General features: G+C 70.3%; 23 protein-coding genes. 11 read left to right on the top strand and 12 right to left on the bottom strand.

All coding sequences use genetic code 11. The features are described 5' to 3' along the window. Positions 1-109: 109 nt before the first annotated feature. A complete protein-coding gene (locus ACL00U_RS06145; RefSeq protein WP_412873951.1) occupies positions 110-595 on the bottom strand; it encodes a hypothetical protein in 486 nt (161 codons plus the stop codon). Between the two features lie 70 nt (positions 596-665). Here ACL00U_RS06145 and ACL00U_RS06140 point away from each other — a divergent pair, with 70 nt between their 5' ends. Together ACL00U_RS06140 and ACL00U_RS06135 are read left to right on the top strand one after the other, a co-directional pair. Beyond that, positions 666-1,196 carry an ArsR/SmtB family transcription factor gene (locus tag ACL00U_RS06140; protein WP_412873950.1) on the top strand — a complete coding sequence of 177 codons (531 nt, stop codon included), beginning with the start codon at positions 666-668 and terminating at the stop codon, positions 1,194-1,196. Further along, the gene (locus ACL00U_RS06135; RefSeq protein ID WP_412873949.1) at positions 1,193-2,422 is read left to right on the top strand and encodes an MFS transporter; all 1,230 of its coding nucleotides are present in this window, start codon (positions 1,193-1,195) and stop codon (positions 2,420-2,422) included. Before ACL00U_RS06140 ends, ACL00U_RS06135 begins: the two co-directional genes overlap by 4 nt. Here ACL00U_RS06135 and ACL00U_RS06130 read toward each other — a convergent pair whose 3' ends face one another. The 6 genes from ACL00U_RS06130 to ACL00U_RS06105 are packed head-to-tail and all read right to left on the bottom strand — an operon-like array spanning position 2,423 to position 7,470. Further along, the gene (locus ACL00U_RS06130) at positions 2,423-3,277 is read right to left on the bottom strand and encodes a hypothetical protein (protein WP_412873948.1); all 855 of its coding nucleotides are present in this window, start codon (positions 3,275-3,277) and stop codon (positions 2,423-2,425) included. It abuts the gene before it with no gap. Positions 3,278-3,308: 31 nt separating this feature from the next. Next, positions 3,309-3,848: a GNAT family N-acetyltransferase gene (locus tag ACL00U_RS06125; RefSeq protein ID WP_412873947.1), complete on the bottom strand. Its 540-nt coding sequence runs from the start codon at positions 3,846-3,848 to the stop codon at positions 3,309-3,311. A 20-nt stretch (positions 3,849-3,868) separates the two neighbouring features. Then, positions 3,869-5,629 (bottom strand): AMP-binding protein, encoded by a 1,761-nt coding sequence (locus ACL00U_RS06120; protein WP_412873946.1) that lies wholly within the window; start codon positions 5,627-5,629, stop codon positions 3,869-3,871. A 19-nt stretch (positions 5,630-5,648) separates the two neighbouring features. Further along, a complete protein-coding gene (locus ACL00U_RS06115; RefSeq protein ID WP_412873945.1) occupies positions 5,649-6,299 on the bottom strand; it encodes an HAD family hydrolase in 651 nt (216 codons plus the stop codon). Further along, positions 6,296-6,958: an HAD-IA family hydrolase gene (locus ACL00U_RS06110; protein ID WP_412873944.1), complete on the bottom strand. Its 663-nt coding sequence runs from the start codon at positions 6,956-6,958 to the stop codon at positions 6,296-6,298. The genes ACL00U_RS06115 and ACL00U_RS06110 overlap by 4 nt, the downstream gene beginning before the upstream one ends. Then, a complete protein-coding gene (locus tag ACL00U_RS06105) occupies positions 6,955-7,470 on the bottom strand; it encodes a GNAT family N-acetyltransferase (RefSeq protein ID WP_017885822.1) in 516 nt (171 codons plus the stop codon). Before ACL00U_RS06105 ends, ACL00U_RS06110 begins: the two co-directional genes overlap by 4 nt. A 199-nt stretch (positions 7,471-7,669) precedes the next feature. On the opposite strand from ACL00U_RS06105, the gene ACL00U_RS06100 reads away from it, so the two are divergent. Then, positions 7,670-8,350, top strand: a complete 681-nt coding sequence (locus ACL00U_RS06100; RefSeq protein WP_042537774.1) for a hypothetical protein — start codon at positions 7,670-7,672, stop codon at positions 8,348-8,350. Positions 8,351-8,424: 74 nt separating this feature from the next. On the opposite strand, the gene ACL00U_RS06095 is transcribed toward ACL00U_RS06100, so the two are convergent. Beyond that, positions 8,425-9,249 carry a helix-turn-helix domain-containing protein gene (locus tag ACL00U_RS06095; protein ID WP_056069172.1) on the bottom strand — a complete coding sequence of 275 codons (825 nt, stop codon included), beginning with the start codon at positions 9,247-9,249 and terminating at the stop codon, positions 8,425-8,427. A gap of 114 nt (positions 9,250-9,363) precedes the next feature. Here ACL00U_RS06095 and melA point away from each other — a divergent pair, with 114 nt between their 5' ends. The 4 genes from melA to ACL00U_RS06075 all read left to right on the top strand — a co-directional run bounded on the left by melA (position 9,364) and on the right by ACL00U_RS06075 (position 14,038). Further along, the gene (gene melA / locus ACL00U_RS06090; protein ID WP_263137270.1) at positions 9,364-10,788 is read left to right on the top strand and encodes an alpha-galactosidase; all 1,425 of its coding nucleotides are present in this window, start codon (positions 9,364-9,366) and stop codon (positions 10,786-10,788) included. A 127-nt stretch (positions 10,789-10,915) separates the two neighbouring features. After that, positions 10,916-12,220 carry an ABC transporter substrate-binding protein gene (locus ACL00U_RS06085; protein WP_259552196.1) on the top strand — a complete coding sequence of 435 codons (1,305 nt, stop codon included), beginning with the start codon at positions 10,916-10,918 and terminating at the stop codon, positions 12,218-12,220. Further along, positions 12,204-13,163, top strand: coding sequence for a carbohydrate ABC transporter permease (locus ACL00U_RS06080; protein ID WP_412873943.1), 960 nt, complete (start codon positions 12,204-12,206; stop codon positions 13,161-13,163). Before ACL00U_RS06085 ends, ACL00U_RS06080 begins: the two co-directional genes overlap by 17 nt. Next, positions 13,163-14,038 carry a carbohydrate ABC transporter permease gene (locus ACL00U_RS06075; protein ID WP_412873942.1) on the top strand — a complete coding sequence of 292 codons (876 nt, stop codon included), beginning with the start codon at positions 13,163-13,165 and terminating at the stop codon, positions 14,036-14,038. Before ACL00U_RS06080 ends, ACL00U_RS06075 begins: the two co-directional genes overlap by 1 nt. 101 nt (positions 14,039-14,139) lie before the next feature. Here the strand turns inward: ACL00U_RS06075 and ACL00U_RS06070 are convergent, their stop codons facing one another. From ACL00U_RS06070 to ACL00U_RS06055, 4 genes are all read right to left on the bottom strand, one after another. Beyond that, positions 14,140-14,349 (bottom strand): cold-shock protein, encoded by a 210-nt coding sequence (locus tag ACL00U_RS06070; RefSeq protein ID WP_042540496.1) that lies wholly within the window; start codon positions 14,347-14,349, stop codon positions 14,140-14,142. A gap of 16 nt (positions 14,350-14,365) precedes the next feature. Continuing rightward, positions 14,366-15,475 carry a fatty acid desaturase family protein gene (locus tag ACL00U_RS06065; RefSeq protein ID WP_042540448.1) on the bottom strand — a complete coding sequence of 370 codons (1,110 nt, stop codon included), beginning with the start codon at positions 15,473-15,475 and terminating at the stop codon, positions 14,366-14,368. A 134-nt stretch (positions 15,476-15,609) separates the two neighbouring features. Next, complete coding sequence (locus tag ACL00U_RS06060) at positions 15,610-16,653, bottom strand: helix-turn-helix domain-containing protein (RefSeq protein ID WP_262160095.1); 1,044 nt, start codon at positions 16,651-16,653, stop codon at positions 15,610-15,612. Then, complete coding sequence (locus ACL00U_RS06055; RefSeq protein WP_140449285.1) at positions 16,647-16,979, bottom strand: hypothetical protein; 333 nt, start codon at positions 16,977-16,979, stop codon at positions 16,647-16,649. Before ACL00U_RS06055 ends, ACL00U_RS06060 begins: the two co-directional genes overlap by 7 nt. A gap of 184 nt (positions 16,980-17,163) precedes the next feature. On the opposite strand from ACL00U_RS06055, the gene ACL00U_RS06050 reads away from it, so the two are divergent. From ACL00U_RS06050 to ACL00U_RS06035, 4 genes are all read left to right on the top strand, one after another. Beyond that, the gene (locus ACL00U_RS06050) at positions 17,164-17,979 is read left to right on the top strand and encodes a helix-turn-helix transcriptional regulator (protein ID WP_412873941.1); all 816 of its coding nucleotides are present in this window, start codon (positions 17,164-17,166) and stop codon (positions 17,977-17,979) included. Then, positions 17,972-18,685: a GAF and ANTAR domain-containing protein gene (locus ACL00U_RS06045; protein WP_056071097.1), complete on the top strand. Its 714-nt coding sequence runs from the start codon at positions 17,972-17,974 to the stop codon at positions 18,683-18,685. Before ACL00U_RS06050 ends, ACL00U_RS06045 begins: the two co-directional genes overlap by 8 nt. After that, positions 18,682-19,395 (top strand): GAF and ANTAR domain-containing protein, encoded by a 714-nt coding sequence (locus ACL00U_RS06040; protein WP_412873940.1) that lies wholly within the window; start codon positions 18,682-18,684, stop codon positions 19,393-19,395. The genes ACL00U_RS06045 and ACL00U_RS06040 overlap by 4 nt, the downstream gene beginning before the upstream one ends. 239 nt (positions 19,396-19,634) lie before the next feature. After that, positions 19,635-21,464 carry a BCCT family transporter gene (locus tag ACL00U_RS06035; RefSeq protein WP_412873939.1) on the top strand — a complete coding sequence of 610 codons (1,830 nt, stop codon included), beginning with the start codon at positions 19,635-19,637 and terminating at the stop codon, positions 21,462-21,464. The last annotated feature ends 56 nt before the right edge of the window (positions 21,465-21,520 follow it).

Here is a 21,520-nt window from a genome sequence, read left to right as displayed (position 1 = left end):
GGCGGGGTGACGCGGGCGGGGGGGGTCGCGCTGTTTCGCGCTGGGCGACAGTTCACGCGCGCGGCGGCCCGTGAGGTGTCGCTGAGCGCGAAAGACCGGTGCGCGGTGATCAGGCGGGCTCGTGCGCCGGACGCTCATCGCCCGGGTCTCGAGCGAAGGCCAGGCTCTCCTCGATGATCGACAGCACGACCGAGAGTTCCTGGGCATCGCGCGGGCCGAACACCATGAACTCGGTCCCGTGGTCCTCGTACTGGTGCGGGATCGCCCACCCCAGCTCGGTCAGCTCGGTTCCCCGCGCGACCGGGAGACAGAGGTGGACTGAAGTGTCCTCGACGCCGTGCAGGTGCACGGGTTCGAGTCGCACGTCCGGGGCCAGCGAGGTCCACGGGACGACGTGGGAGCGCTGATCACGGAGGAACAATGCGCGCGACGAAGCCGGGGACACCTGACTGTGCCCTTCCTCCACACCGGGCAGGGCCACAGCACGCCCGACCAACGCTCCCCACACTTCCGGTGTGGCACGGTCGGTGAGCTGACGCTGGGGGCCAGTTCCGGACACGGCTGGTCGTTCGCCGCGGCGGGCGGTGTTGATCATCCATCGACAGTATCCGACAACCCCCAAAGAGCCGTTTGACGGTCTCGACCGCAGCGGCGACGATGGGCGCATGTCGAGCCTCCAGTCCCTCCGGGCGACCGCCCACCCGATCCGGCTCCGCCTGCTGTCGCTGGTGACGAGCACCGCGATGAGCGCGGCCGAGGCCGCGCGGGAACTCGGCCTCTCGCAGGCCACCGCGAGCTACCACCTGCGGGTGCTCGAACGGGCGGGGCTGGTCGCGGTCGTCGAGGTCGTGCGGCTCCGAGGCGGCGAGGCGAAGCGGTACCGACATGAGTCGTCGTCGCGGGCGTTCGGCCCCGACGGCCAATCCGGCGATGACGCCGACGTCTCGATCGAGGACCAGCTCGTCTACGTCGAGGCGCAGGTCGAGGAGCTCCGGCGACGACTGCACCAGCGGACCACGGGCCCTGCCGTCTCGACCGACGCCGAGCTGTGGGTCGGCCCCGAGACGTGGCGGCGCGTGGTGCACCACGTCGGCCAGGCGTCCGCCCTGCTCCACGCAGCAGCACAGCGCCCGCGTACCCCGGGCACGGTTCCGGTGTCGATGACCGTCTCGATGTTCCCCATGCGGCGACCGTGAGCACGCCGACCACGGGCGTCCTCGCCCACGCACCGTTCCGTTGGCTGCTCGCAGCCCGCACGGTGAGCATCGTCGGCAACGCCGTCGCCCCGATCGCCCTGGCGTTCGCCGTCCTCGACCTCACCGGCTCACCCGTCGACCTGGGCCTCGTCGTGGCCGCACGCTCGGTCGCGAACGTCGCGGTCCTGCTGTTCGGCGGGGTCATCGCCGACCGCCTGCCCCGCGACGTCGTGCTCGTCGCCACGTCGCTCGGCGCGGCGGTGACACAGGCCGCTGTCGCCGTGCTAGTCCTGACCGGCACGGCGACCGTCCCGCTCCTGGTCGTGCTCAGCATCCTGAACGGCGCGGTCGCCGCGGTGAGCCTGCCGACGACCGCGGCCATGGTGCCCGAAACCGTTCCCGAGGCGCTGCTCCGCCCCGCGAACGCCGTGATCCGGTTGAGCATCAACGCCGGGACGATCGTCGGTGCCTCCGCCGGGGCCGGCATGGTCGCGCTCGTCGGTGCCGGGTGGGGGCTGGCGGTCGACGCCGCCGGCTTCGCCGTCGCCGCAGCCCTGTACGCGCGGATACGCCTGCCCCGTCGCGCGTCCATCGCACCGGCCGACCGTCCGTCGGTGATCGCGGACATCCGGGAGGGATGGGTCGAGTTCTCGGGACGACGCTGGGTCTGGACGGTGGTCGCCCAGTTCGCAGTGCTCAACGCCGCCTTCGTCGGCGCGACGACCGTGCTCGGACCGGTCGTCGCGGACGACTCCTTCGGCAGGGCGGCCTGGGGGCTCGTCGTCGCCGCGCAGACCGTCGGCCTGGCACTCGGTGCGCTGATCGCCCTGCGGTGGCGGCCCCGGCGTGCGCTCGGCATCGGTGTCGCCCTGATGGCGGTGACCGCGCTCCCCGTCGTGGCGCTCGGGGTCGCCCCGGCCCTGCCGACCCTGCTCGTCGCGTTCGCCCTGGGCGGGATCGCCCTCGAGCTGTTCGCGATCGCCTGGGACCACGCACTGCAGTCGAACGTGCCCCGCGCCGTGCTGTCGCGGGTCTACTCGTACGACATGGTCGGATCGTTCGTCGCCGTCCCGCTCGGCGAGGCCCTGGTCGGACCGCTGGCGCACGCCGTCGGGACGAGCACGACGCTGATCGGCTGCGCCGTCGTCATCGTCGTCGCCACCGTCGTCGCGGCGTCGACCCGGAGCGTCCGTCGTGTGACCACCGAGGTGCCCCTGCCCGTCTGATCAGTCCGGCGAGGCTTCGGCATCGACCTCGTACGCCTCGAACCGGTGATCGGCCAGGATCGTGTCGACCAGCGACCGCGTCCCGGCGACGATCGTCGAGTCCCAGTCGATCTCGGTGGCGAGCACCCACTCGTGCCCTTCCGGCCAGAGCATCTGCGGGGTGTGCTCGACGCCGACGTCGGTGCCCACGCGGGCGTCGTCCATCCAGGACGGGTCGCCGAGCTGCTGCAGCGACATGGAGAGCAGCAAGCAGTCCCGGGCTGGCCACGGGAAGCGCGGACCCGCGAGCGACTCCCGGAGCGCAGCCTGCTCCCGCCGGTGCTGCGCCTGGGCCCGGGCCATGTGCGCCTGCATCTCCACGCGCTCGGCCGCCGTCGGCTCGCCGTTTCCCTGCCACCCGAAGCCCAACGTCGACGCGTTGAGGTCGCCCCATCCGTCCCAGACCGCCCCGACCAGGTCGTCCGGCGTCAACGTCGCGTCGGCGAGGAGCTCGGTGAGCGCGGCGAGCTGCGTCGGCTCGTACCAGCCCGTTTCGGGCGGGTGGACGAGCCAGCCGTCCTCGAAGGACAGGTCGGACTCGTCGTCCCGACCGCTGAGCGTCTGCCACGACACGAGGGGATCGATCGTCCGACGGGTGCGCTCGGCGACGGCGGCCCAACGCCACTCGGTCGATTCGATGACCGGGTGGTCGTCGTACTCGTCCACGGTCGAGCGGTCTTCGCGATCCGCGCGGAGCGGGTGCAGGATCCGCGCGTACGCCTCGAAGCCGGTGCCCGCGACGCCGCCGAACGTGGCGAACTCGCCGGCCCGGGCCAACAGCCAGTCGCCGCGCGTGACGTCCGTGATCAGTTCCACGTGCCGAGCCTAGGGACTGACCGGGCAGCCGTCAGGACGTCGTCCTGACCTCGAACCCGGGCAGGTCCGGCACGGGGTCGATCGCGAGGCGGGCGTGCGTCTCGACGTCGAACCGCTCCGAGCCGTACCGGAGCTTCTGCCGTTCGATGCCCTCCGCGCTGAACCCCGCGGCGGCGGCGACCCGACACGACGCCGGGTTGTTCGTCCGGTGTCCGAGTTCGAGGCGGAAGAGACCGGCGTCGAAGGCCCAGCTCGACACACTCGTCAGCGCACGAGCGGCGAGTCCTCGGCCACGAGCATCGGCTGCCACCCAGCAGTGGGCCCACGCCGTGCCGTGCCGGAACTCGATCGCCGAGAGACCGACGTTGCCGACCGCGACCCCGTCCTCGACGATCGCCCAGTTCCTCGCGTGGTCGTCGAACCGCAGTGCGCCCGTGATGTGCGCGCGGGCATGCTCCTCGTCATCGAGCCCGACCTCCGGGAACTGCGTCGCGAGATCCGGGTCCGACCGACTGGCGACGAGGAGCGCAGCCGCGTCGTCCAAGGACCACGGGCGCAGGACGACGACCATGTGTGAGCTCCGCCAGTCGATCAGCCGGCAGCGGGTCCGGCGTGCGGGCGGGGCGCGCGGAGGCCGGGGAACTCGTCGTCGCGCCACTCCCCCTCGGCACGTGTGCCGTTGGTCACCGACAGCTCCTCGCGCTCCCGCAGCTCGACGCGACGGATCTTGCCCGAGATGGTCTTCGGCAGCTCCGCGAACTCGACCCGGCGCACACGCGCGTAGGCGGGGAGAGCTGTGCGTGCGTACTCCAGGACCTGTCTGGCGGTGTCGGCCGACGCCTCCCATCCGGTGGCCAACGTGACGTACGCCTTGACGACGTTGAGGCGGGCATCGTCGGGAGCCGGGACGACCGCGCTCTCGGCCACGGCCGGGTGCTGGAGCAGCGCGCTCTCCACCTCGAAGGGCGACACCTTGTAGTCGGAGGACTTGAACACGTCGTCGGTGCGACCGATGAACGTCAGCTCGCCGTCGGCGTCACGGACGGCGATGTCGCCGGTGTGGAAGAAGCCGTCGCGCATCGACGATGCCGTGCGATCGGGGTCGCCCAGGTACTCGGCCATCAGGTTGACGGGCCGCTCGGTCAGGTCCAGGCAGACCTCGCCCTCGTCGCCCGGTTCGCCGGTGACGGGGTCGAGCAGCGTGACGGTGACGCCGGGCAGCGGCTTGCCCATGGCTCCGGGGGTCACGGGGGCTCCGGGGGCGTTGCCGACGATCGCGGTGGTCTCGGTCTGCCCGTAGCCGTCGCGGATGGTGAGCCCCCACGCTGCCTCGACCCGGCCGATGACCTCGGGGTTGAGCGGCTCGCCGGCCGAGATGACCTCGCGCAGGGCACGCGGCTTCGCGCCGAGGTCGGACTGCAGCATCATCCGCCAGGCGGTGGGCGGGGCGCAGAACGTGTTGACCTCGGCGCGTTCGAGCTGGGCGAGCAGGCCGGCCGGGTCGAAGCGTGCGGTGTTGTGGATGAAGACGGTGGCCTCGGCGATCCAGGGCGCGAAGAAGCAGCTCCAGGCGTGCTTGCCCCAGCCGGGCGAACTGATCGTCAGGTGGACGTCACCGGGGCGGACGCCGAGCCAGTACATGGTGCTGAGGTGCCCGACCGGGTAGGACGTCTGGGTGTGCACGACCATCTTCGGCTTCGACGTGGTGCCGGACGTGAAGTAGACCAGGCACGGGTCGGTGGTGCGGGTGATGACCCGCGGGCGTGCCTCGCCTTCAGGGGCGGGCTCGCCCAGGTCGCTCGGGTACTCCGTCCAGCCGTCGGAGTGGCCGCCGATCACGATGCGCGTGAAGGCGCCTCGGACGTCGTCGTACTTGTGTGTCTCGCTCTGGTTCGTGACGACGTGCGCCACCGAACCCCGGTCGACACGGTCCTGCAGGTCGGCGGTGTCGAGCATCGTCGACGTCGGCAGGATGACCGCGCCGAGCTTGATCACGGCGAGCATGGTCTCCCAGAGCTCGAGCTGGTTGCCGAGCATGACGAGGACGTGGTCGCCCTGCTGCACGCCGAAGCCGTGCAGGCGTGCGGCGAGCCGATCGGAGCGTGCGGCCATCTCGGCGTAGCTCAGCCGCTGTTCACGGCCGTCCTCCTCGACGATCCAGAGCGCCGTGCGGCCGTTGTCGGTCGCGATGACGTCGAACCAGTCGGACGCCCAGTTGAACGTCTCGCCGACGTCGGGCCACCGGAACCCGGCGCGTGCCGCTTCAGGAGAGTCCGCAGCGAGGAGTTGGTCGCGGGCGGCACGGTACGCGTCGGTCGGGTTCACAGAAGACACGGACCGATCATGCCGCATCCGGCTCGGAGCGGATCGATCAGGCGAGTCCCCGGAACCAGCGGCCGAGCCAGGGGATGATGCTCGAGAGGTCGTCCGCGTCCATCGCGTCACTCGCAGCCGCACGTGCAGCCGGGCTCGCGTTGAGCGCCAGCGCGCTCGGAAGCGCCCGGAAGAGCGGGATGTCCGAGCGGCTGTCCCCGACGGCGCAGCAGCGTTCGATCGGGACACCGCGGTCGCGAGCGAGCGCGAGCGCCCGGTCCCGCTTGTCGAACTCGTCGAAGTGCTCCGCGACGGAGCCGTCGTGGACGCCGCTGCGCTCCCCCACCCGGGGTCCTCCGTTCGCGACGAACCCGAACCGCCGCGCCAAGGAGCGGGTCACGGGCTGCCAGGCGAGCGACGCGAGCACGGGTTCGACGCCGTGTGCAGCGCACCAGGCGACGACGGCGTCGGTGCCGGGCAACACCGGCAGGTCGTCGAGCCACCGCTCGACCGTCGCAGTGGCCGTGCCGCGCCACCCGAGGGCGTCGACCTCGCTCACCTGCTGGTTGGTGAGCTCGCCGTCGGCGTACCGGGCCTCTGCCTGGTCGAGGGCTCGCTGGTGCCCGAACCGGGCTGCCGGGAAGCTGCTGCTGGAACCGGGGGTGACGAGGGTCCCGTCGACGTCGAAGAACACGATGCCGACGGTCACGGCCGGCCGCTCCCCCGCACGACCGCGTCGAGCACCCGGATCGTCTCGTCGGTGTCGACGTGCAGGTGCGCCCCGATGCCGAGTGCACGGGCGGCCGCGATGTTCTCCGGGACGTCGTCGATGAAGAACACCTCGGCCGGGGTCGCCTGCAGGCGGTCCAACGTGATCCGGAACGCCTCGGCATCGGGCTTGTTCACGCCGATCTCGTGGGAGTAGCAGATCGGGTCGAACACCGCCGAGAACCGGAAGCGCCGCTCCTCTTCCTCGCGGGCACCGTCGCCCGAGTTCGACAGGATCGCCAGGCCGATCGTGCCGCGGAGTCCGGCGAGAAAGTCGTACAGCGGTTCGTTCAGGGTGCCGCAGTACGCATCCCAGAAGTCGGCGCGCATGACGGCGAGCTGCTCGGCCGACAGCCCGAGCGCCGTGCCGATCGCACCCCAGTACCGGTCGACGACGCCGGTCTGCCGCGAGGCGTCGGGCAGGTCGGCTGCGACGAGCCGAGCGGAGAAGTCGTCCGTCGTCATCCCGAGCCGCTCGGCCCACCGCGCCCGGAAGTGTCCGGGCCACGCGGCGTCGTCGACGAGTTCGAGCACCCCGCCCACGTCGAGCAGCAGCCACCGCACAGCGGGCACGGAAGCCCCGGCCGTCCCGGCGGTCACAGCGATCCCCGCAGCTGTCGGATCATCTCGACCTCGAGCTCACTCGGGTCGAGCACGTACGCCTCGGTCGCGCCCGTCGGCTCGTAGCCGCGCCGGGCGTAGAAGGCCTGCGCGCGGGTGTTCCCCTCGTGCACGTGCAGCCGCAGGGCCGACCCGTGCGTCGCCGCCCACACCTCGATCTCGTCGAGCAGCGCATCGGCGACACCAGTGGCACGACCCCGGTGCGAGGGTGCGACGTAGACGCCGACCAGGAGCGGTCCGACACGGGGACCGGGGACGTACACCCCCATCGTCCCGACCCACGTGCCGTCGGCGTCGATCGCGGCGAGGGTCGTCCCGCCGACGTCGTGTTCACGGCGACCGCGGCGCCGCCAGTCACGTTCCTGCAGCTGCTCGGCGTCGGCGAGGCGCTCCCCGTAGGCCTTCGGGGTGTCCTGGATCATCTCGAGCCGCAGCGCACGGACCCGCTCCCAGTCGTCCTCGGTGGTCGGTCGGATCGTCGTTCCCCGCATGCCCCGAGCCTAGGGGCGACGGGCCCGGAGAAGTCGTCCCAATCCGACGGGCAGAGGGTGCCGAATCACCTGCAACGACCGGGAACCACCCGGAGCGCTCACCAGCCGCACACCGCTGGTTCTCCACCCTGCACCAGGGTGTGTTCGGCGCGCACACAGCAGCCGCGCCGAGCGCGACAACAGCAAAGGACTGATCACGATGCGCAAGAGCCTCAAGACCTCCATCACCCTCGCCACCACCGGCGCCCTCGTGCTGGGCGGTGCCGCGTTCGGCATCTCCTCCGCCCAGGCCGCGACCCCCGCGATCCACACGGTGTCCTCGTCGTCGTCGAAGATCCCCGCACCGGTCGCCTCGGTGCCCGAGGTCCTCGGTGGCTCCACCGCCGTGAAGCTCGACTCCGGCTTCACCGACGCCCTCACCTCCCTCAAGCTCACCCCCGGCGTCTCCGGCACCGCCAAGCTCGCCGACGGGTCCGTGTCGTTCCCGATCACCGCCGGATCGGTCACCTACTGGTCCCCCGACGGCAACTACCGCCCCTACGTCCAGGGCCTGCTCAACCACGACGACTCCGGCCTGACCCTCAAGGGCGGCGACACCACCGTCACCCTCGAGAACTTCGTCGTCAACCCCGGCTCGTCCAAGCTCTACGGCGACGTCCTGGTCAACGGCAAGGTCGCCGTCAACAACGCGTTCCTGTTCGAGCTGCACGGCGGCTCCCTCAAGCCCCTCCAGCTCGAGGGCGACAACGCCATCCTGACCGGCACCACCGTCCACATCAGCGAAGACGCCGCCGGCCTGCTGAACAAGACCTTCGGCACCGACGCCGTCAAGCGCGGCCTCCTCGTCGGCACCGCCACCATCACCGCACAGATCAAGTAACACCCCCGCACCACGATCGGCCCGGACCACGCAGCAGCGCGGTCCGGGCCGATTCACGTCGTGGGAACCACAGCTCAGCGGGCCCGCGCTCGGTACGCCCCGGGCGCGCTCCCGCAAGCACGGGTGAAGTGCGCGTAGAAGCTCGACTGCGAGCCGAACCCCGCGGCGTGCGCGATCTCCGACGTCGTCATCGACGTGGTCGCGAGCAACCGCTGCGCTTCGGCCACTCGGCACCGAGTCAGGTACTCCCCGATCGTGGTCCCGACGTCCTGCCGGAACACCGTCATGGCGTAGTGCGGATGCAGGTGTGCCGCAGCGGCGACGTCGGCGACCTCGATCGGTTCGCGGAACCGGTCCACGACGAACCGCACCATGTCGATCACCCGGTGCATCGCGTCCGCGGTGCCGTGCCCGCCCTCCGCGCGCTGGTTCACGGCGTCGCGGTGGTGCCGCAGCAACCGGCGCACCAGGGCCTGCGCTTCGAGGTTCGCGATCACTCCGGCTCCGTCGTCCGCGAAGTCCCGTTGCCACGACGACAACATCGACTCGACGTCCCGACCAGCCGCACCGGTCGGCACCACGACGGGACGGTTCAGCAGCATGGCACCGAGGTCGTGGTCCGGAAGCCCCCACGCCAGCACCTCGCCGAGCGGTATGTGCACCCACCGGCACTGTCCGGTCCCCGTCGCGTCACCGACGAGCTGGTGGGGTGTCCATCCCCAGAAGAGCGCGATCTCCCCCGCGTTGACGCTCACCGGCTCCCCGCCGAACCGGTAGTCGAGCCGTCCCTCGAGCACGAGGTTGATCTCGAGGTCGTCGTGCCGGTGTGAGGACGGCATCATCGGCGCCGGGCCGCGATGGCTCCAGTACGCCGCTTCCACCGTCTCCACGTCGAGCACGGTGCCGAGCCTACGGCAGCGGCGTGGACGACCCGGAGTCCGATCGGAGGATCCTGGAACCCCGCCGTCCGAAGCCGGAGGACCCCGGGCCCCGGCGCTTCCTACCGTCGTCACATGACCAAGATCACCATCATCGGCGCCGGCGGCTTCGTCTTCCCCTTCCGCCTCATCGGCGACCTCGTCTCCTTCCCCGCACTGCAGGACGCGACGTTGCACCTCATGGACCTCGACGCGGGCCGGGTCGCCCGCACTGCGACCGCAGCCCGCGAACTCGTCGCCCACCACGGCCTCGGCGTCGAGGTCCTCGAGACCACCGACCGGCGCGAGGCCCTGGCGGGTGCGGACGTCGTCATCATCACGTTCCAGGTCGGCGGCGTCGAGTCGTACAAGTGGGACGTCGAGATCCCCCGCAAGTACGGCATCGACCAGGCCGTCGGCGACACCGTCGGCCCCGGCGGCGTCTTCCGCTTCCTGCGGTCGGTCCGTGCCTACGAGGACATCGCCCGCGACGCCCTCGAGCTCTGCCCGGACGCCCAGTTCATCAACTACGCGAACCCGATGGCGATGGCCACGGCGTTCCTCAACGCGAAGGGCCTGCGGACCGTCGGCCTCTGCCACAGCGTGCAGGGCACCACCCGCATGCTGGCCCGCACGCTCGGCGTGCCGTACGACGAGGTCGAGTTCATCAGCGCCGGCATCAACCACCAGGCGTGGATCCTCGAGTTCAAGCGTCGCAACGGCGAGGACCTCTACCCGCGTCTGCGCGAGGTGATGACGGCGAAGCACCAGCGCGGCGTCGCGGCGTCCGACCTGCACGACGACGACGGCGACCACAGCGAGGCGGCTGCCGCGGCGAGCAACTACGAGGGCGGCAACGAGCAGGTCCGCACCCAGCTGATGCGCTCGTTCGGGTACTTCGAGACCGAGTCGAGCCACCACGCCAGCGAGTACGTGCCGTACTTCCGCAAGGACCCGGAGACGGTGCTCGAGTACATCCCGGAGCGCTGGGACTACTACGAGATCTGCCTGGCGCACGACGAGCAGGGCGACGTGGACACGCAGCTCGAGAAGCTCAAGGCCGACCTGACGCCGAGCGTCGAGTACGGCGCGAGCATCGTGAACGCGATCGTCACGGGGGTCCCCGCAGTCGTCTACGGCAACGTCCCGAACAGCACCGGCGTCATCCAGAACCTGCCGTCCGACGCCTGCGTCGAGGTGGCCTGCCTGGTGGACGGCAAGGGCGTGCAACCGACCTCGTTCGGCGAGCTCCCGCCCCAGCTCGCCGCGATCAACCGCACGAACACGAACGTGCAGACCCTGGCGGTGCGCGCTGCGCTGACGGGCAACGTCGAGCACGTCCACCACGCGGTCGCCCTCGACCCGCTGACGGCGGCGCACCTCACGCTGGACCGCATCGCCGAGATGACCGACGAGCTCCTGCACGCCCATGCGGCGCTGCTCCCCGAGTCGCTGCGTCCGGCGGACGCGGGCGCAGCCGCGCACACGGCCGACCGGGAGGCCCGCCCAGCGCTGGTCTGACGCCGTCGCGCCCGACGTGGGGTCGGGTCCGCAACCGCGACCCCACGTCCGGCTCGCGCCGACGCGCAGCCGCGCGCCGCGCCTCCAGTCCGTCCTGCACGGCACCACGACCTCAAAGGAGAGGACCATGCCGACCCGACCATCCCCCCAGCTCGCCAGACGGGGGTTCCTCGCACTCGCCGGTATCTCGATGGCCGGCGCCCTCGCCGCCTGCGCGGGCCAGGGAACCGCTGCCCGCGGCGGCACGAAGCACATCCGCCTGTCCACCTGGAACATCCCGACTGACATCACGAGCTACCAGGCGATCGCCGACGAGTTCGTCGCGGCGCACCCGGGCACGAGCGTCTCCGTCGAGGTCACGACCGGCCAGTTCCACCAGTGGTTCATCACGCGGCTCGCCGCCGACCTGGCGCCGGACGTCATCCGGATCACCCCGCAGCAGATCGGCCGGTACGCCGCGAACGGCAGCCTGGTCGACATCTCGGGGGCCGTCCCGGCGGACTACCGGCAGGACTACAGCGACCCGTTCTGGGCGATCGGCGCGCGGGACGACGGTGTGTACGGCGTCTTCCAGCACACCGACAACTTCATCACCTACTACAACCGCGACGTCATGGAGCAGATCGGCGTCACACCGCCGGAGGCCCTGGCCGACGCGTGGACGTGGGATACGTTCCTCGACGTCGCGAAGGAGGTCAAGCAGGTCACCGGCAAGTACGCGTTCGGGTACGGCTGGTCGTCGCCCGAGACGGCGTACCGGTGGCTGCCGCTGGTCCACCAGAACGGCGGCGCGTTCCTCGGGGAGGACGGCGCGACCCCGTCGATGGACACCCCAGAGGCGATCGACGCCCTGGCCTTCGGCCGGAAGTGGTACGCCGAAGGACTCGCGACGACCGGCAACCTCAGCAAGAGCGGCGGCGGTGACGTCTCGCGGAACCTGTTCCTGACCGGGCAGATCGGCATGATGCTCAACAACCCGGAGTCGATCGCGCAGCTCGACACCGACATGCCCGACAACTGGGGCACTGCCCCGATGATCCGCAACGTCGGCGAGGCGAGCGACCTGGGCGGCAACGCCCTGGCCGTCACGAAGTCGAGCAAGCACCCGGAGCTCGCGGCCGAGCTCGTGGCGATGATCACGTCACGGTCGAAGATGCAGCAGTTCTGCCACGACGGCAACTGGCTGCCCGCCCGGAAGTCCCTCGACGCGAAGGACATCGGGTACGCCGCGAACACCGACACGATGCAGCGGTTCATCGACCAGGGGACGACGATCCCGCTCTCGATGGTGAAGGCCGAGAGCGGCGAGTACTTCAGCTCGCTCAACGCGGTGTTCGCCGACTACCTCGACCTCTGCCTGCTCGGGCAGCTGAGCCCGAAAGAGGCCTCGAACCAGATGATGGAGGCGATGCGCAGTGTCACTGCGAACTGAGACCGCGCCGGTCCGCACGACGGCGTCCACCGCCCCTCCGACCGGCGGACTCCCCGCTGGCGACGGTGCCCGCCGAAGCCGCGGCCGCTTCGTCCCGTACGTGTTCATCGGCCCCGCGGCGCTGCTGTTCCTCGGCTTCTCGCTCATCCCGATCATCACGGCGATCGCGCTGAGCTTCCAGGACTCCAGCACCTCGCTCGGCGACGGCACCTGGGTCGGCGGGAAGAACTTCGTCGACATGGGCTCCGACCCGCTCATCGGCACGGCGCTGCGGAACACGCTCGTGTTCACGCTCGGCACCGTGCCGACCTCGATGGCGATCGGGCTCGCCCTGGCGGTTGCCCTGAACAGGCCGCTGCCCGGACGCTCGGTGTTCCGCGCCCTGTTCTTCGTGCCGATGGTCGCGGCCGGCGTCGTGGTGGGCGTCATCATGTCGTGGATCTTCAACGGCGACTACGGCGTCGTGAACAACCTGCTCGAAGCGCTCGGCATGGGGCGCGTGCCCTGGCTGACCGCTCCGGGGTGGGCGATGGCGACCCTGGTGGTCGTCGTGGTCTGGACCCGGATCGGCTTCTGCATGGTGATCTACCTCGGCGCGCTGCAGTCCGTGCCCACCGAGCTCAAGGAGGCCGCCGCGATCGACGGTGCCTCGCGCTGGGTGCGGTTCCGGACCATCACCTGGCCGCTGCTCCGCCCGACGACGTCGATCCTGCTCATCCTGAACGTCGTGTTCTCGTTGCAGGCCTTCGACGTCATCTACGTGATGACCGGCGGTGGCCCTGGCTTCTCGACGACCGTGCTGATCCAGTACGTGTTCCGGTCCGCGTTCATCGATGCCCGGATGGGCTACGCCGCGGCGCTCGGACTGGTGCTCGTCGCGATCCTGCTCGTGTTCACGCTGCTCCGGCAGCGCGCCAACCGCAAGGCGGAGGAGATGCTCTGATGGCCGTACTCGATGTCCGCGGTCCCCGCCGCCGTCCGGCTGGAGCCCGCTCCCGGCGCCGGCCCGGTCGGTGGGTGCTCGTCGCCGGGCTCACCGCCCTGGCCATCCTGATGGTGTTCCCGCTGTACTGGATGGTCGTCTCGGCACTCACCCCCGGCGGGCAGTCGCAGAGTGGCGCGTTCTCGCTGTTCCCGACCCGGCCGACGTTCGAGAACTACACGCAGGTGTTCAGCACGCAGCCGGTCTGGCGGTGGCTCGGCAACTCGGCGCTCATCACCAGCGTCGGCACTGCCTTGAGCGTCGTGGTGTCGCTGATGGCCGGGTACGCACTCGCCAAGTTCCGCTTCGTGGGCCGAGGGCTGCTGTACTCGGCGTTCCTCGTCACGATCATGATCCCGATCCAGGTCACCCTGGTGCCGAGCTTCCTGGTCGTCGCGAAGATCGGCCTGGTCGACTCCCCCTGGGCGGTGATCCTGCCGACCGTGTTCGACGTCGTCGGGATCTTCATCGCGCGGCAGTTCATGCTCGGGGTGCCGGACGCGCTGATGGAGGCCGCTCGACTCGACGGTGCCGGGGAGTTCCAGACGTTCTTCCGGGTGGTGCTGCCCTCGTGCGGCCCCCTGGTGGGGGTGCTCGTGATCCTCGGGTTCATGACGCGGTGGAACGACTTCCTGTGGCCGCTCGTCGTCCTGCAGGGAAACGAGAACCTGACGGTGCCGGTGGCCCTGTCGACCCTGACGAACAACCCGGCGTTCAGCTCACCGTGGGGAGCCGTGATGGCGATCGCGACCGTCACGGTGCTGCCGTTGCTCGTGGTCTTCCTGGCGTTCCAGCGGCAGTTCGTGCAGGGCATCGCCTCGACCGGCATCAAGTAGGGCGCCGGGCGGTTCCGGGCCTACCACTGCAGTGGCCATGGGAAAGGACCGACGGGAGGCACGGTGCCAGCTGGCACCGTGCCTCCCGTCCGTCGTCCGCGTCAGCGGATGATCGAGATGTTGTCCGCCTGCGGACCCTTCTTGCCGGGTCCGATCTCGTACTGCACGTGGTCGTCCTGGGCGAGCGGCCGGGAGCCGGTCGCCGCGACGATGCTGGAGAAGTGTGCGAACAGGTCCTCGGACCCGTCGTCGGGGTGGATGAATCCGAACCCCTTGCTGTGGTCGAACCACTTCACGGTGCCCGTGGGCATGGCGGTCAGCACGGCGTCAGTGGATGCGCAGCTGCGCGACCATGGGGCACGCGAAGGGGTCGCGGGCGGCGAGGCCGACACGGTTGAGGTACCGGACGACGATGCCGTACGAACGCAGCAACGTGGTCTCCGTGTAGGGCACGTCGAGGGTGTCGCAGTGGTCCCGCACCAGCAGGCGGGCCTGCTTCAACGCCGGACGCGGCATCGACGGGAACAGGTGGTGCTCGACCTGGTAGTTCAGCCCACCCATCAGGAACGACACCCACCAGCCACCACGGATGTTGCGCGAAGTCCGCACCTGGCGGGAGAAGAAGTCGACCTTCGCGTCGTGGGCGATGGTCGGCATGCCCTTGTGGTTCGGGGCGAACGAAGCACCCATCATCACGCCGAACACGGCCAGCTGCACCCCGAGGAACGCGCACGCCATCCCGAACGGCAGGAACCAGAACACCACCGTCAGGTAGATCGCGAACCGCGCCACCAGCAGCGCGCCCTCGATGAGGCGGTGCTTCTTGTCGGCCTTGGTGCCGTTGCCGGTCACGATCGACATGACGGCGTAGCGGTGCAGGTTCAGGCCCTCGAGCGTGAGGAGGGGGAAGAACAGCCACCCCTGGTAGCGCATGAAGGTCTTCATCACGCCACCCTTCACGGCGGCGGCGTCCTCGGGCAGGAAGCGGATGCCGTCAGGGGCGATGTCCGGGTCCTTGCCGACGGTGTTCGGGTTGCCGTGGTGCCGGGTGTGCTTGTTCATCCACCACGAGTAGCTCAGCCCCACCAGGAACGTGCCGAGCCAGCGGCCCGCGCGGTCGTTCCACTTCTGGGACTCGAACACCTGACGGTGCGCAGCCTCGTGCGACAGGAACGCGAACTGCGTGAACAGCACCCCCAGCGCACCGGCCACGATCAGCTGGAACCACGAGTCACCCAGGAACGCGAACGCGACCCAGGTGAGGGCAAGGCTGCCGACGAGTGCGCTGAACAGTGCCCAGTAGAAACCGGTACGACGGCGGAGCAGGCCGTTCTCCTTCACCTGCGCCAGGAGCGCGGAGTAGGTCGAGGTGCCCTTTCGGGCTCCCGTAGCGGGGCGAGTGCGGGTGTAACCCGGAGCGAGCGGAGTAGTGGTCATGTGGACCGCTTTCAGTCACGGATCGGTCCTTCGACCGGTTCGAGAGAGTTCACGCGATTGCGCTTGCGGCGACCCTAGGGGCCGAACTTGCGTGTTCACCGTGGTGTCCGGAACACGTCGCACGACCTTCGAGATCACCCCGCGTGTCGCTCCGGACCCGCTGCGCACGCACCGGACGATGCGCGCAACGTCTGGCCCGGGTACTCGCCGAATCGGCGGAAGTAGGTGCCTGAGAAGCGCCCCAGGTGACGGAAGCCCCAAGTCAGGGCCGCCTCGCTCACACTGGTCTCCTGCCGGCTGCCGGACTCCAGCGCCGCGCGCACCCGGTCGAGCCGCATCCGCAGCAGGAACGTCATCGGCGAGACGCCGTGTTCCCGCATGAACGCCGTCTGGAGCGTGCGGGGGCTCACACCCACCGCGTCGCAGATGTCGGCGAGGCAGAGCTGCTGATCGCAGTGTCCTTCGAGGTACGCCATGGCGAGTTCGACCGTCGACGGGGTCACGGCACGCCGGAGGATCACGGGCACCCGCGTCCCGAACGCTCCGAGGACGGCCTCGACGAGCGCGACCTGCGCGCTGGTCCTGGCGCCCTGGGTGAAGCCGTCACGCGTCGCGGTGACCGCCACCTGTTCGACGCACCGGCGCAGGTGTTCGAGCACCCCCGCGGCGGGTTCGGCACCTCGGTCCGGCAGCTCCGGCGCCGCGGCTCCGAGCGAGGAGCGCACCTGGTCGAGGAGTGACCGGTCGATGCTCACCAGCTGCAGCGTGCCCGTCGGGGCGCGGACGGAGAACTCCCCCGACGTCGGCATCCGGACGGGCGTGCCGGGCCGGGTCTCGAGGACGGCACCGTCCTGGACGGCGATCCGGACGCCACCGGTACTCGACCACCCGACGACGATGCGGTCGACGGGTTCGAAGGTCCCGGAGAAGCCGGAGGTCGCCGACGCCGTGACGAGGCTCACGCATCCGTCCCGGCGGGTTCGGTACCGGAACCGGAAGGGCAGCCGGGAACTGTCGTCGTCGACGTCGAAGCGGACGTCACGACCGTGCCCGGCCTGGGCGAGCACGCGCGCGGCGAAGGACCGGTCGGTGCCGGAGCGTTCGGTGTGGCGGCGCTGGGTGTCGATCCGCGCGGTGACGGTCCGGGCCGCGTCGTCCCCGTGGACCGCGGTCAACACGGTGCCTCGTCGAGGTGCTGTCCGCATCGCTGCTCGAACCAGGAGCGGGCGTCCCGCAGGCTCGCAAGCCGTTCCTGTTCGTGCAGTGTCGCCATGAGCGTGCAGTCGACCCCGTCGACAGTGCGCTCGACGCAGCCGAGGAGCATGTCCGGGTCCCCCCAGGCGGATGCAGCGTCGACGACCCGCCAGCACCCGGCGTCGACCGGCTGCACCCGGATGTCCGTCGGGTCCGTCGGGGCGAGTGCCCGGATCCGTTCGGTGTGGACGACCTGCTGTCGCACGACGGAGTCGATGACCATGGTCGAGGTTCCCTGTGCGTGTCCCATCGCGCCTCCCTGTCGGTTCGATGTGGTGCACTGCTTCGACCAGCGGCGCACGAGACACTTTCAGTATCAACAGGACGTTTCCCGTCACGTCAGGGGTTGACACCTGACCGCGTCTGGCGGATCATCCGCGGCCCGGATCGGGGTCCTGGCAACGCACCGTGGACGGTTCCCGTACGGTCGGCCCATGAACGACGGGAGCGGTGCGGCACGGGACGTCCCGCCTCGGCTCTCACGTGCTGTGCGGGACGCGCTCCGGTTCGTCCAGGAGCACGCGACGACCCACATCACCGTCACGGACGTCGCCGCGGCGGTCCAGCTGTCGCCGCGGAGTCTGCAGAAGCGGTTCCGGACGGAGATCGGGCAGACGCCGGGCGCCTTCCTGCGCGCAGTGCGGCTCGAGGGGGTGCGTCGTGACCTGCAGGCGGCATCCGGCACACCCGACCGGCGGACCATCGCGGCGATCGCCCAGCGGTGGCAGTTCAGCAACGCGGGTCGGATGGCTGCGGCGTTCCGTGAGGCCTACGGGATCGCGCCCTCGTCGGCGCTGCGCTCCTTCGCGCCCGAGGACGGCGAGGACTGCGAGGACTGCGAGGACGACGAGGACGGCGCGCCGAGCCTGTCGGACCGGAACCAGCGGCGCTTCCGGCTGGTGCTGGACTGCGAGGTGGACGTCGACGACCCCCAGACGGTGCTCGCCGGGGCGCTGCAGCGTGCTGGGGCCGGTCCATGGCGCGACTACCGGCCGGACGGCGGCAGCGAGGACCTGATGGCGTTCCTGCTCGGCAACGCGGTGCGGACGGTGGTGCGCGAGACCTCCGGCCTGACGCTGGTGGCCCTGGACGCGATGCTCCGGGTGCAGGACGAGCAGGGGACGTACCCGCCCGCCGAGCTCCCGGCCTGGCGTGCCGGCCCACCGCCGAACGTGCCCGCGCCGTCCGGATCGTCCGACACCGCCCAGCGCGTAGGATCGAGAGACGGCAGGGAAGGCGCCCATGGATGACGCATTCGAGCGTGCACTCCGTGCGCTCCGGTCGGCGGACGTCGCCGACGACCAACTCAGTCGGCCGTTCGCGCTCGCGCTGCCGATGGGCGGTGTCTCGATCTCGACCTTCGGTGAGCTGTGCCCGAGCGAGACCGTGTCCGCGACCGACGAGGTCGCCACCCGGATCGACGAGATCCAGCTCGACCTGTCCGAGGGACCGTGCTGGGCCGCGCTCTCGACCGATGCCCCGGTGCTGGAGACGGATCTGGTGGAGCGTCCGAACGCCGCGTGGCCAGCCTTCAACGAAGCCGTCCGGAGCGAACCCGTCGGCGCGGTCTTCGCCTTCCCGGTCGCCTTCGGGCCGTTCCCGCTCGGCGCGATCGACGTGTACGTCCCGCAGCCCGCGACGATCGAGGACGACACCGTGCGCCAGGCCATGACCCTCGCCTCCGCAGTCAGCCGCCGGGTGCTCCGCCGAGCCCTCCGCTCCATCGCGGACCAGGACGACGCCCTGCTCGACCGGAGCCCGTCGTCCAGGCGTGTGGTGCACCAGGCCACCGGTGTGGTGCTCGCGCAGCTCGACATCAGCCCCGAGGACGCCTACCTGCTGTTGCAGGGCCATGCCTTCGCCCGCCGGACGACCATGCGCCGGGTGGCGGAGGAGATCCTCGACGGCACGGTCCGGTTCGAGAAGCGAGGCGACCTGATCGAGGAGGTCCAGTGACGACGGCAGGCCGAGAAGCCCGGATCCTCGAGACGTTCACGTCGCTCGCCGACACCCTGGTGGACGCCTACGACGTCGTGGAACTGCTGCAGACCCTGGTCGAGACCTGCGCCGAGGTACTCGGCATCGACGCTGCGGGCATCCTGCTGGCCAACGACGACCAAGAGCTCGAGGTCGTGGCCTCGACCTCTGAAGCGAGCCGGCTCGTCGAGGTCCTGCAGCTCGACGCCGAGGCCGGACCCTGCATGACCTCGCTCGCGACCGGACGGGTCGTGGCCTGCCCGGACATCGAGTCAGCGCCGGCGGAGTGGGCGATGTTCCGCACGGGCGCGGTCGAACTCGGGTTCCGGTCGGTGCACGCCGTCCCGCTCCGGCTGGGCAGCAACGTCATCGGCACACTCAACCTGTTCGGCATCGCCGTGGGTGCCCTCGGGGGATCGGACCTGCGCGTCGCCCGTGCCCTGGCCGACGTGGCGACGATCGGCATCCTGCACGAGCGGTCCCTGCGCGAACACGAGGTCGTCCGCGCGCAGCTGCAGCGCACCATCGGCTCGCGCGAGGTCATCGAGCAGGCCAAGGGCGTCGTGTCGTACCTGCGGGGTGTCTCGATCGAGGAGGCCTTCGCGGTGATCCGCGGGTACGCGCTCGAGCACCACGAGCCGCTCTCCGAGGTGGCCCGCGCGATCGTGCAGCGTCGACTCGTCCCCTGACCGGTCCGGATAAACGCCGACGAACGCCGACGGGCAGGCTCCAGCGCACAGCGCTGCGGAACGTCCGTCGAGCTCGTGATCGCAGGTGACGGCAAGCGGTATACCCCACGGGCTGGAGGCGCGGCACCAGCCCGCCCCGCGCCTCCAGTCCGCCCAGCCGCACGTCCACGGCCGCGCGCCGCGCGCGCAAGACACGCCTGGCAGAACACACAGGAACGCGAGCAGGCACCATGGACTGCATGGCAAGCACCACTCCTCCCCTGCCCGGACCCGTGACCACGACACCGCAGTTGCGGCGGTGGGTGTTCTGGCCCGCCGCCGTCATCGTGCTGGGGTTCGTGGCCTTCACCCTGATCTCCCCCTCCACCGCCGAGGCGATGTTCCTCGGACTGCAGGACGGCATCGTCCAGAACTTCAGCTGGTACTACGTGCTGATCGCCGCGTTCTTCGTCGGCTTCTCGCTGTTCGTCGGCTTCAGCCGCTTCGGTGACATCAAGCTCGGCAAGGACCAGGACGAGCCCGAGTTCTCGACCGGTTCGTGGTTCGCGCTGCTGTTCGCCGCCGGCATGGGCATCGGCCTCGTGTTCTACGGCGTCTCCGAGCCCCTCAGTCACTTCGCCTCCCCGCGCCCGGGCGTCACCGGCAACGAGAAGGAACTCGCGCAGCAGGCACTGACCCAGACCTTCCTGCACTGGGGCCTGCACGCATGGGCGATCTACGTCGTCCTCGGCCTCGCCCTGGCCTACGCGATCCACCGCCGGGGTCGCCCGGTGTCGATCCGCTGGGCGCTCGAACCGCTGCTCGGCAACCGCGTCCGCGGCGGCTGGGGCAACCTGATCGACGTCATCGCCCTGGTCGGCACGCTGTTCGGTGTCGCGACCTCGCTCGGCCTCGGCGTCATCCAGATCGGCGCCGGACTCGAGAGCGCCGGCATCGCCGACAGCAGCATCGTCAGCCAGATCGCCATCATCGCGGTGATCACCGCCGTCACGATCGTCTCGCTCGTCACCGGTGTGACCAAGGGCATGAAGATCCTGTCGAACTTCAACCTGCTGCTCGCCGCCGCGCTGCTGCTCTTCGTGCTCATCGTCGGTCCGACGCAGTTCCTGCTGCGTGACTTCGTGCAGTCGATCGGCTCCTACCTGCAGAACATCGTCGGCCTGTCGTTCAACGTCACCGCGCAGCAGGGTGCCGAGGGCGAGGCCTGGCAGGGCGCCTGGACCACCTTCTACTGGGGCTGGTGGATGTCGTGGGCGCCGTTCGTCGGTGTCTTCATCGCCCGCATCTCCAAGGGCCGCACGGTCCGCCAGTTCGTGTTCGGTGTCCTCCTGGTGCCGACCGCGCTCACGTTCCTGTGGTTCGCGGTCCTCGGTGGTGCGGCCATCCACCGCCAGACCGACGGCGCCGGCGGCCTCGTCGGCTCGGACGGCTCGGTCGACATCGAGGGGTCCCTGTTCGCACTGCTCGGTGACCTGCCCGCCGGCGTGGTGCTGACCTACGGCGCGATCCTGCTCATCGGCGTGTTCTTCGTGACCTCGTCCGACTCCGGGTCGCTCGTGATGGCGATGATCGCGTCGGGTGGCGACATCGAACCGAAGAACTGGCTGCGCGTCTTCTTCGCCGCCGTGTCGGCACTGCTCGCCGTCGCACTGCTGCTGAGCGGCGGGCTGAACGCGCTGAAGACCGCGGCGATCACGACCGCGTTGCCGTTCAGCATCGTCCTGCTGCTCACCTGTTGGTCGACGATCATCGCCTTCACCCGCGAGCGCCGGGCCTACGACAAGGCCGAGCGCGAGGTCCTGCTCGAGCACGTCGGCGCCTACTACGGGCTCGAGGTCGAGGCGCCCTCCGAGCGTCCCGCACGGTCCGCTCTCGGCCGTCCGTGGGCAGCGGTGAAGAGCCGCGTGCGCGGTGGCCGCGGAGCCGCGGCTCCGATGGTGGAGGCCGGCGCGCTCGAGGACTTCCCCGTGCGACCCGAGTCGATCTCGCCCGACCCGGCGGTCGACCCGAGCCTCGACGCGCGTCCGACGTCGGCCGACACGTCGGCGACGGAGCAGCCGGAGCGCTGACGCGCCGTCGACGCGACCACCTGACGGACGGGAGGCACGGTGCCAGCTGGCACCGT

The organism is Curtobacterium poinsettiae (genome assembly GCF_047226435.1).
Classification (GTDB): Bacteria; Actinomycetota; Actinomycetes; order Actinomycetales; family Microbacteriaceae; genus Curtobacterium; species Curtobacterium poinsettiae.
The sequence above is the reverse complement of the archived record's forward strand: the minus strand, read 5'-3'. Positions and strand labels throughout refer to the sequence as shown.

What these genes read in the sequence shown, in the direction of transcription:
- ACL00U_RS06145 (WP_412873951.1), bottom strand. Translation starts at nt 595, where the DNA reads ATGATCAACACCGCCCGCCGCGGCGAACGACCAGCCGTGTCCGGAACT.
- ACL00U_RS06140 (WP_412873950.1), top strand. Translation starts at nt 666, where the DNA reads ATGTCGAGCCTCCAGTCCCTCCGGGCGACCGCCCACCCGATCCGGCTC.
- ACL00U_RS06125 (WP_412873947.1), bottom strand. Translation starts at nt 3,848, where the DNA reads ATGGTCGTCGTCCTGCGCCCGTGGTCCTTGGACGACGCGGCTGCGCTC.
- ACL00U_RS06120 (WP_412873946.1), bottom strand. Translation starts at nt 5,629, where the DNA reads ATGCGGCATGATCGGTCCGTGTCTTCTGTGAACCCGACCGACGCGTAC.
- ACL00U_RS06105 (WP_017885822.1), bottom strand. Translation starts at nt 7,470, where the DNA reads ATGCGGGGAACGACGATCCGACCGACCACCGAGGACGACTGGGAGCGG.
- ACL00U_RS06100 (WP_042537774.1), top strand. Translation starts at nt 7,670, where the DNA reads ATGCGCAAGAGCCTCAAGACCTCCATCACCCTCGCCACCACCGGCGCC.
- melA (WP_263137270.1), top strand. Translation starts at nt 9,364, where the DNA reads ATGACCAAGATCACCATCATCGGCGCCGGCGGCTTCGTCTTCCCCTTC.
- ACL00U_RS06085 (WP_259552196.1), top strand. Translation starts at nt 10,916, where the DNA reads ATGCCGACCCGACCATCCCCCCAGCTCGCCAGACGGGGGTTCCTCGCA.
- ACL00U_RS06075 (WP_412873942.1), top strand. Translation starts at nt 13,163, where the DNA reads ATGGCCGTACTCGATGTCCGCGGTCCCCGCCGCCGTCCGGCTGGAGCC.
- ACL00U_RS06070 (WP_042540496.1), bottom strand. Translation starts at nt 14,349, where the DNA reads ATGCCCACGGGCACCGTGAAGTGGTTCGACCACAGCAAGGGGTTCGGA.
- ACL00U_RS06065 (WP_042540448.1), bottom strand. Translation starts at nt 15,475, where the DNA reads ATGACCACTACTCCGCTCGCTCCGGGTTACACCCGCACTCGCCCCGCT.
- ACL00U_RS06055 (WP_140449285.1), bottom strand. Translation starts at nt 16,979, where the DNA reads ATGGGACACGCACAGGGAACCTCGACCATGGTCATCGACTCCGTCGTG.
- ACL00U_RS06050 (WP_412873941.1), top strand. Translation starts at nt 17,164, where the DNA reads ATGAACGACGGGAGCGGTGCGGCACGGGACGTCCCGCCTCGGCTCTCA.
- ACL00U_RS06045 (WP_056071097.1), top strand. Translation starts at nt 17,972, where the DNA reads ATGGATGACGCATTCGAGCGTGCACTCCGTGCGCTCCGGTCGGCGGAC.
- ACL00U_RS06035 (WP_412873939.1), top strand. Translation starts at nt 19,635, where the DNA reads ATGGCAAGCACCACTCCTCCCCTGCCCGGACCCGTGACCACGACACCG.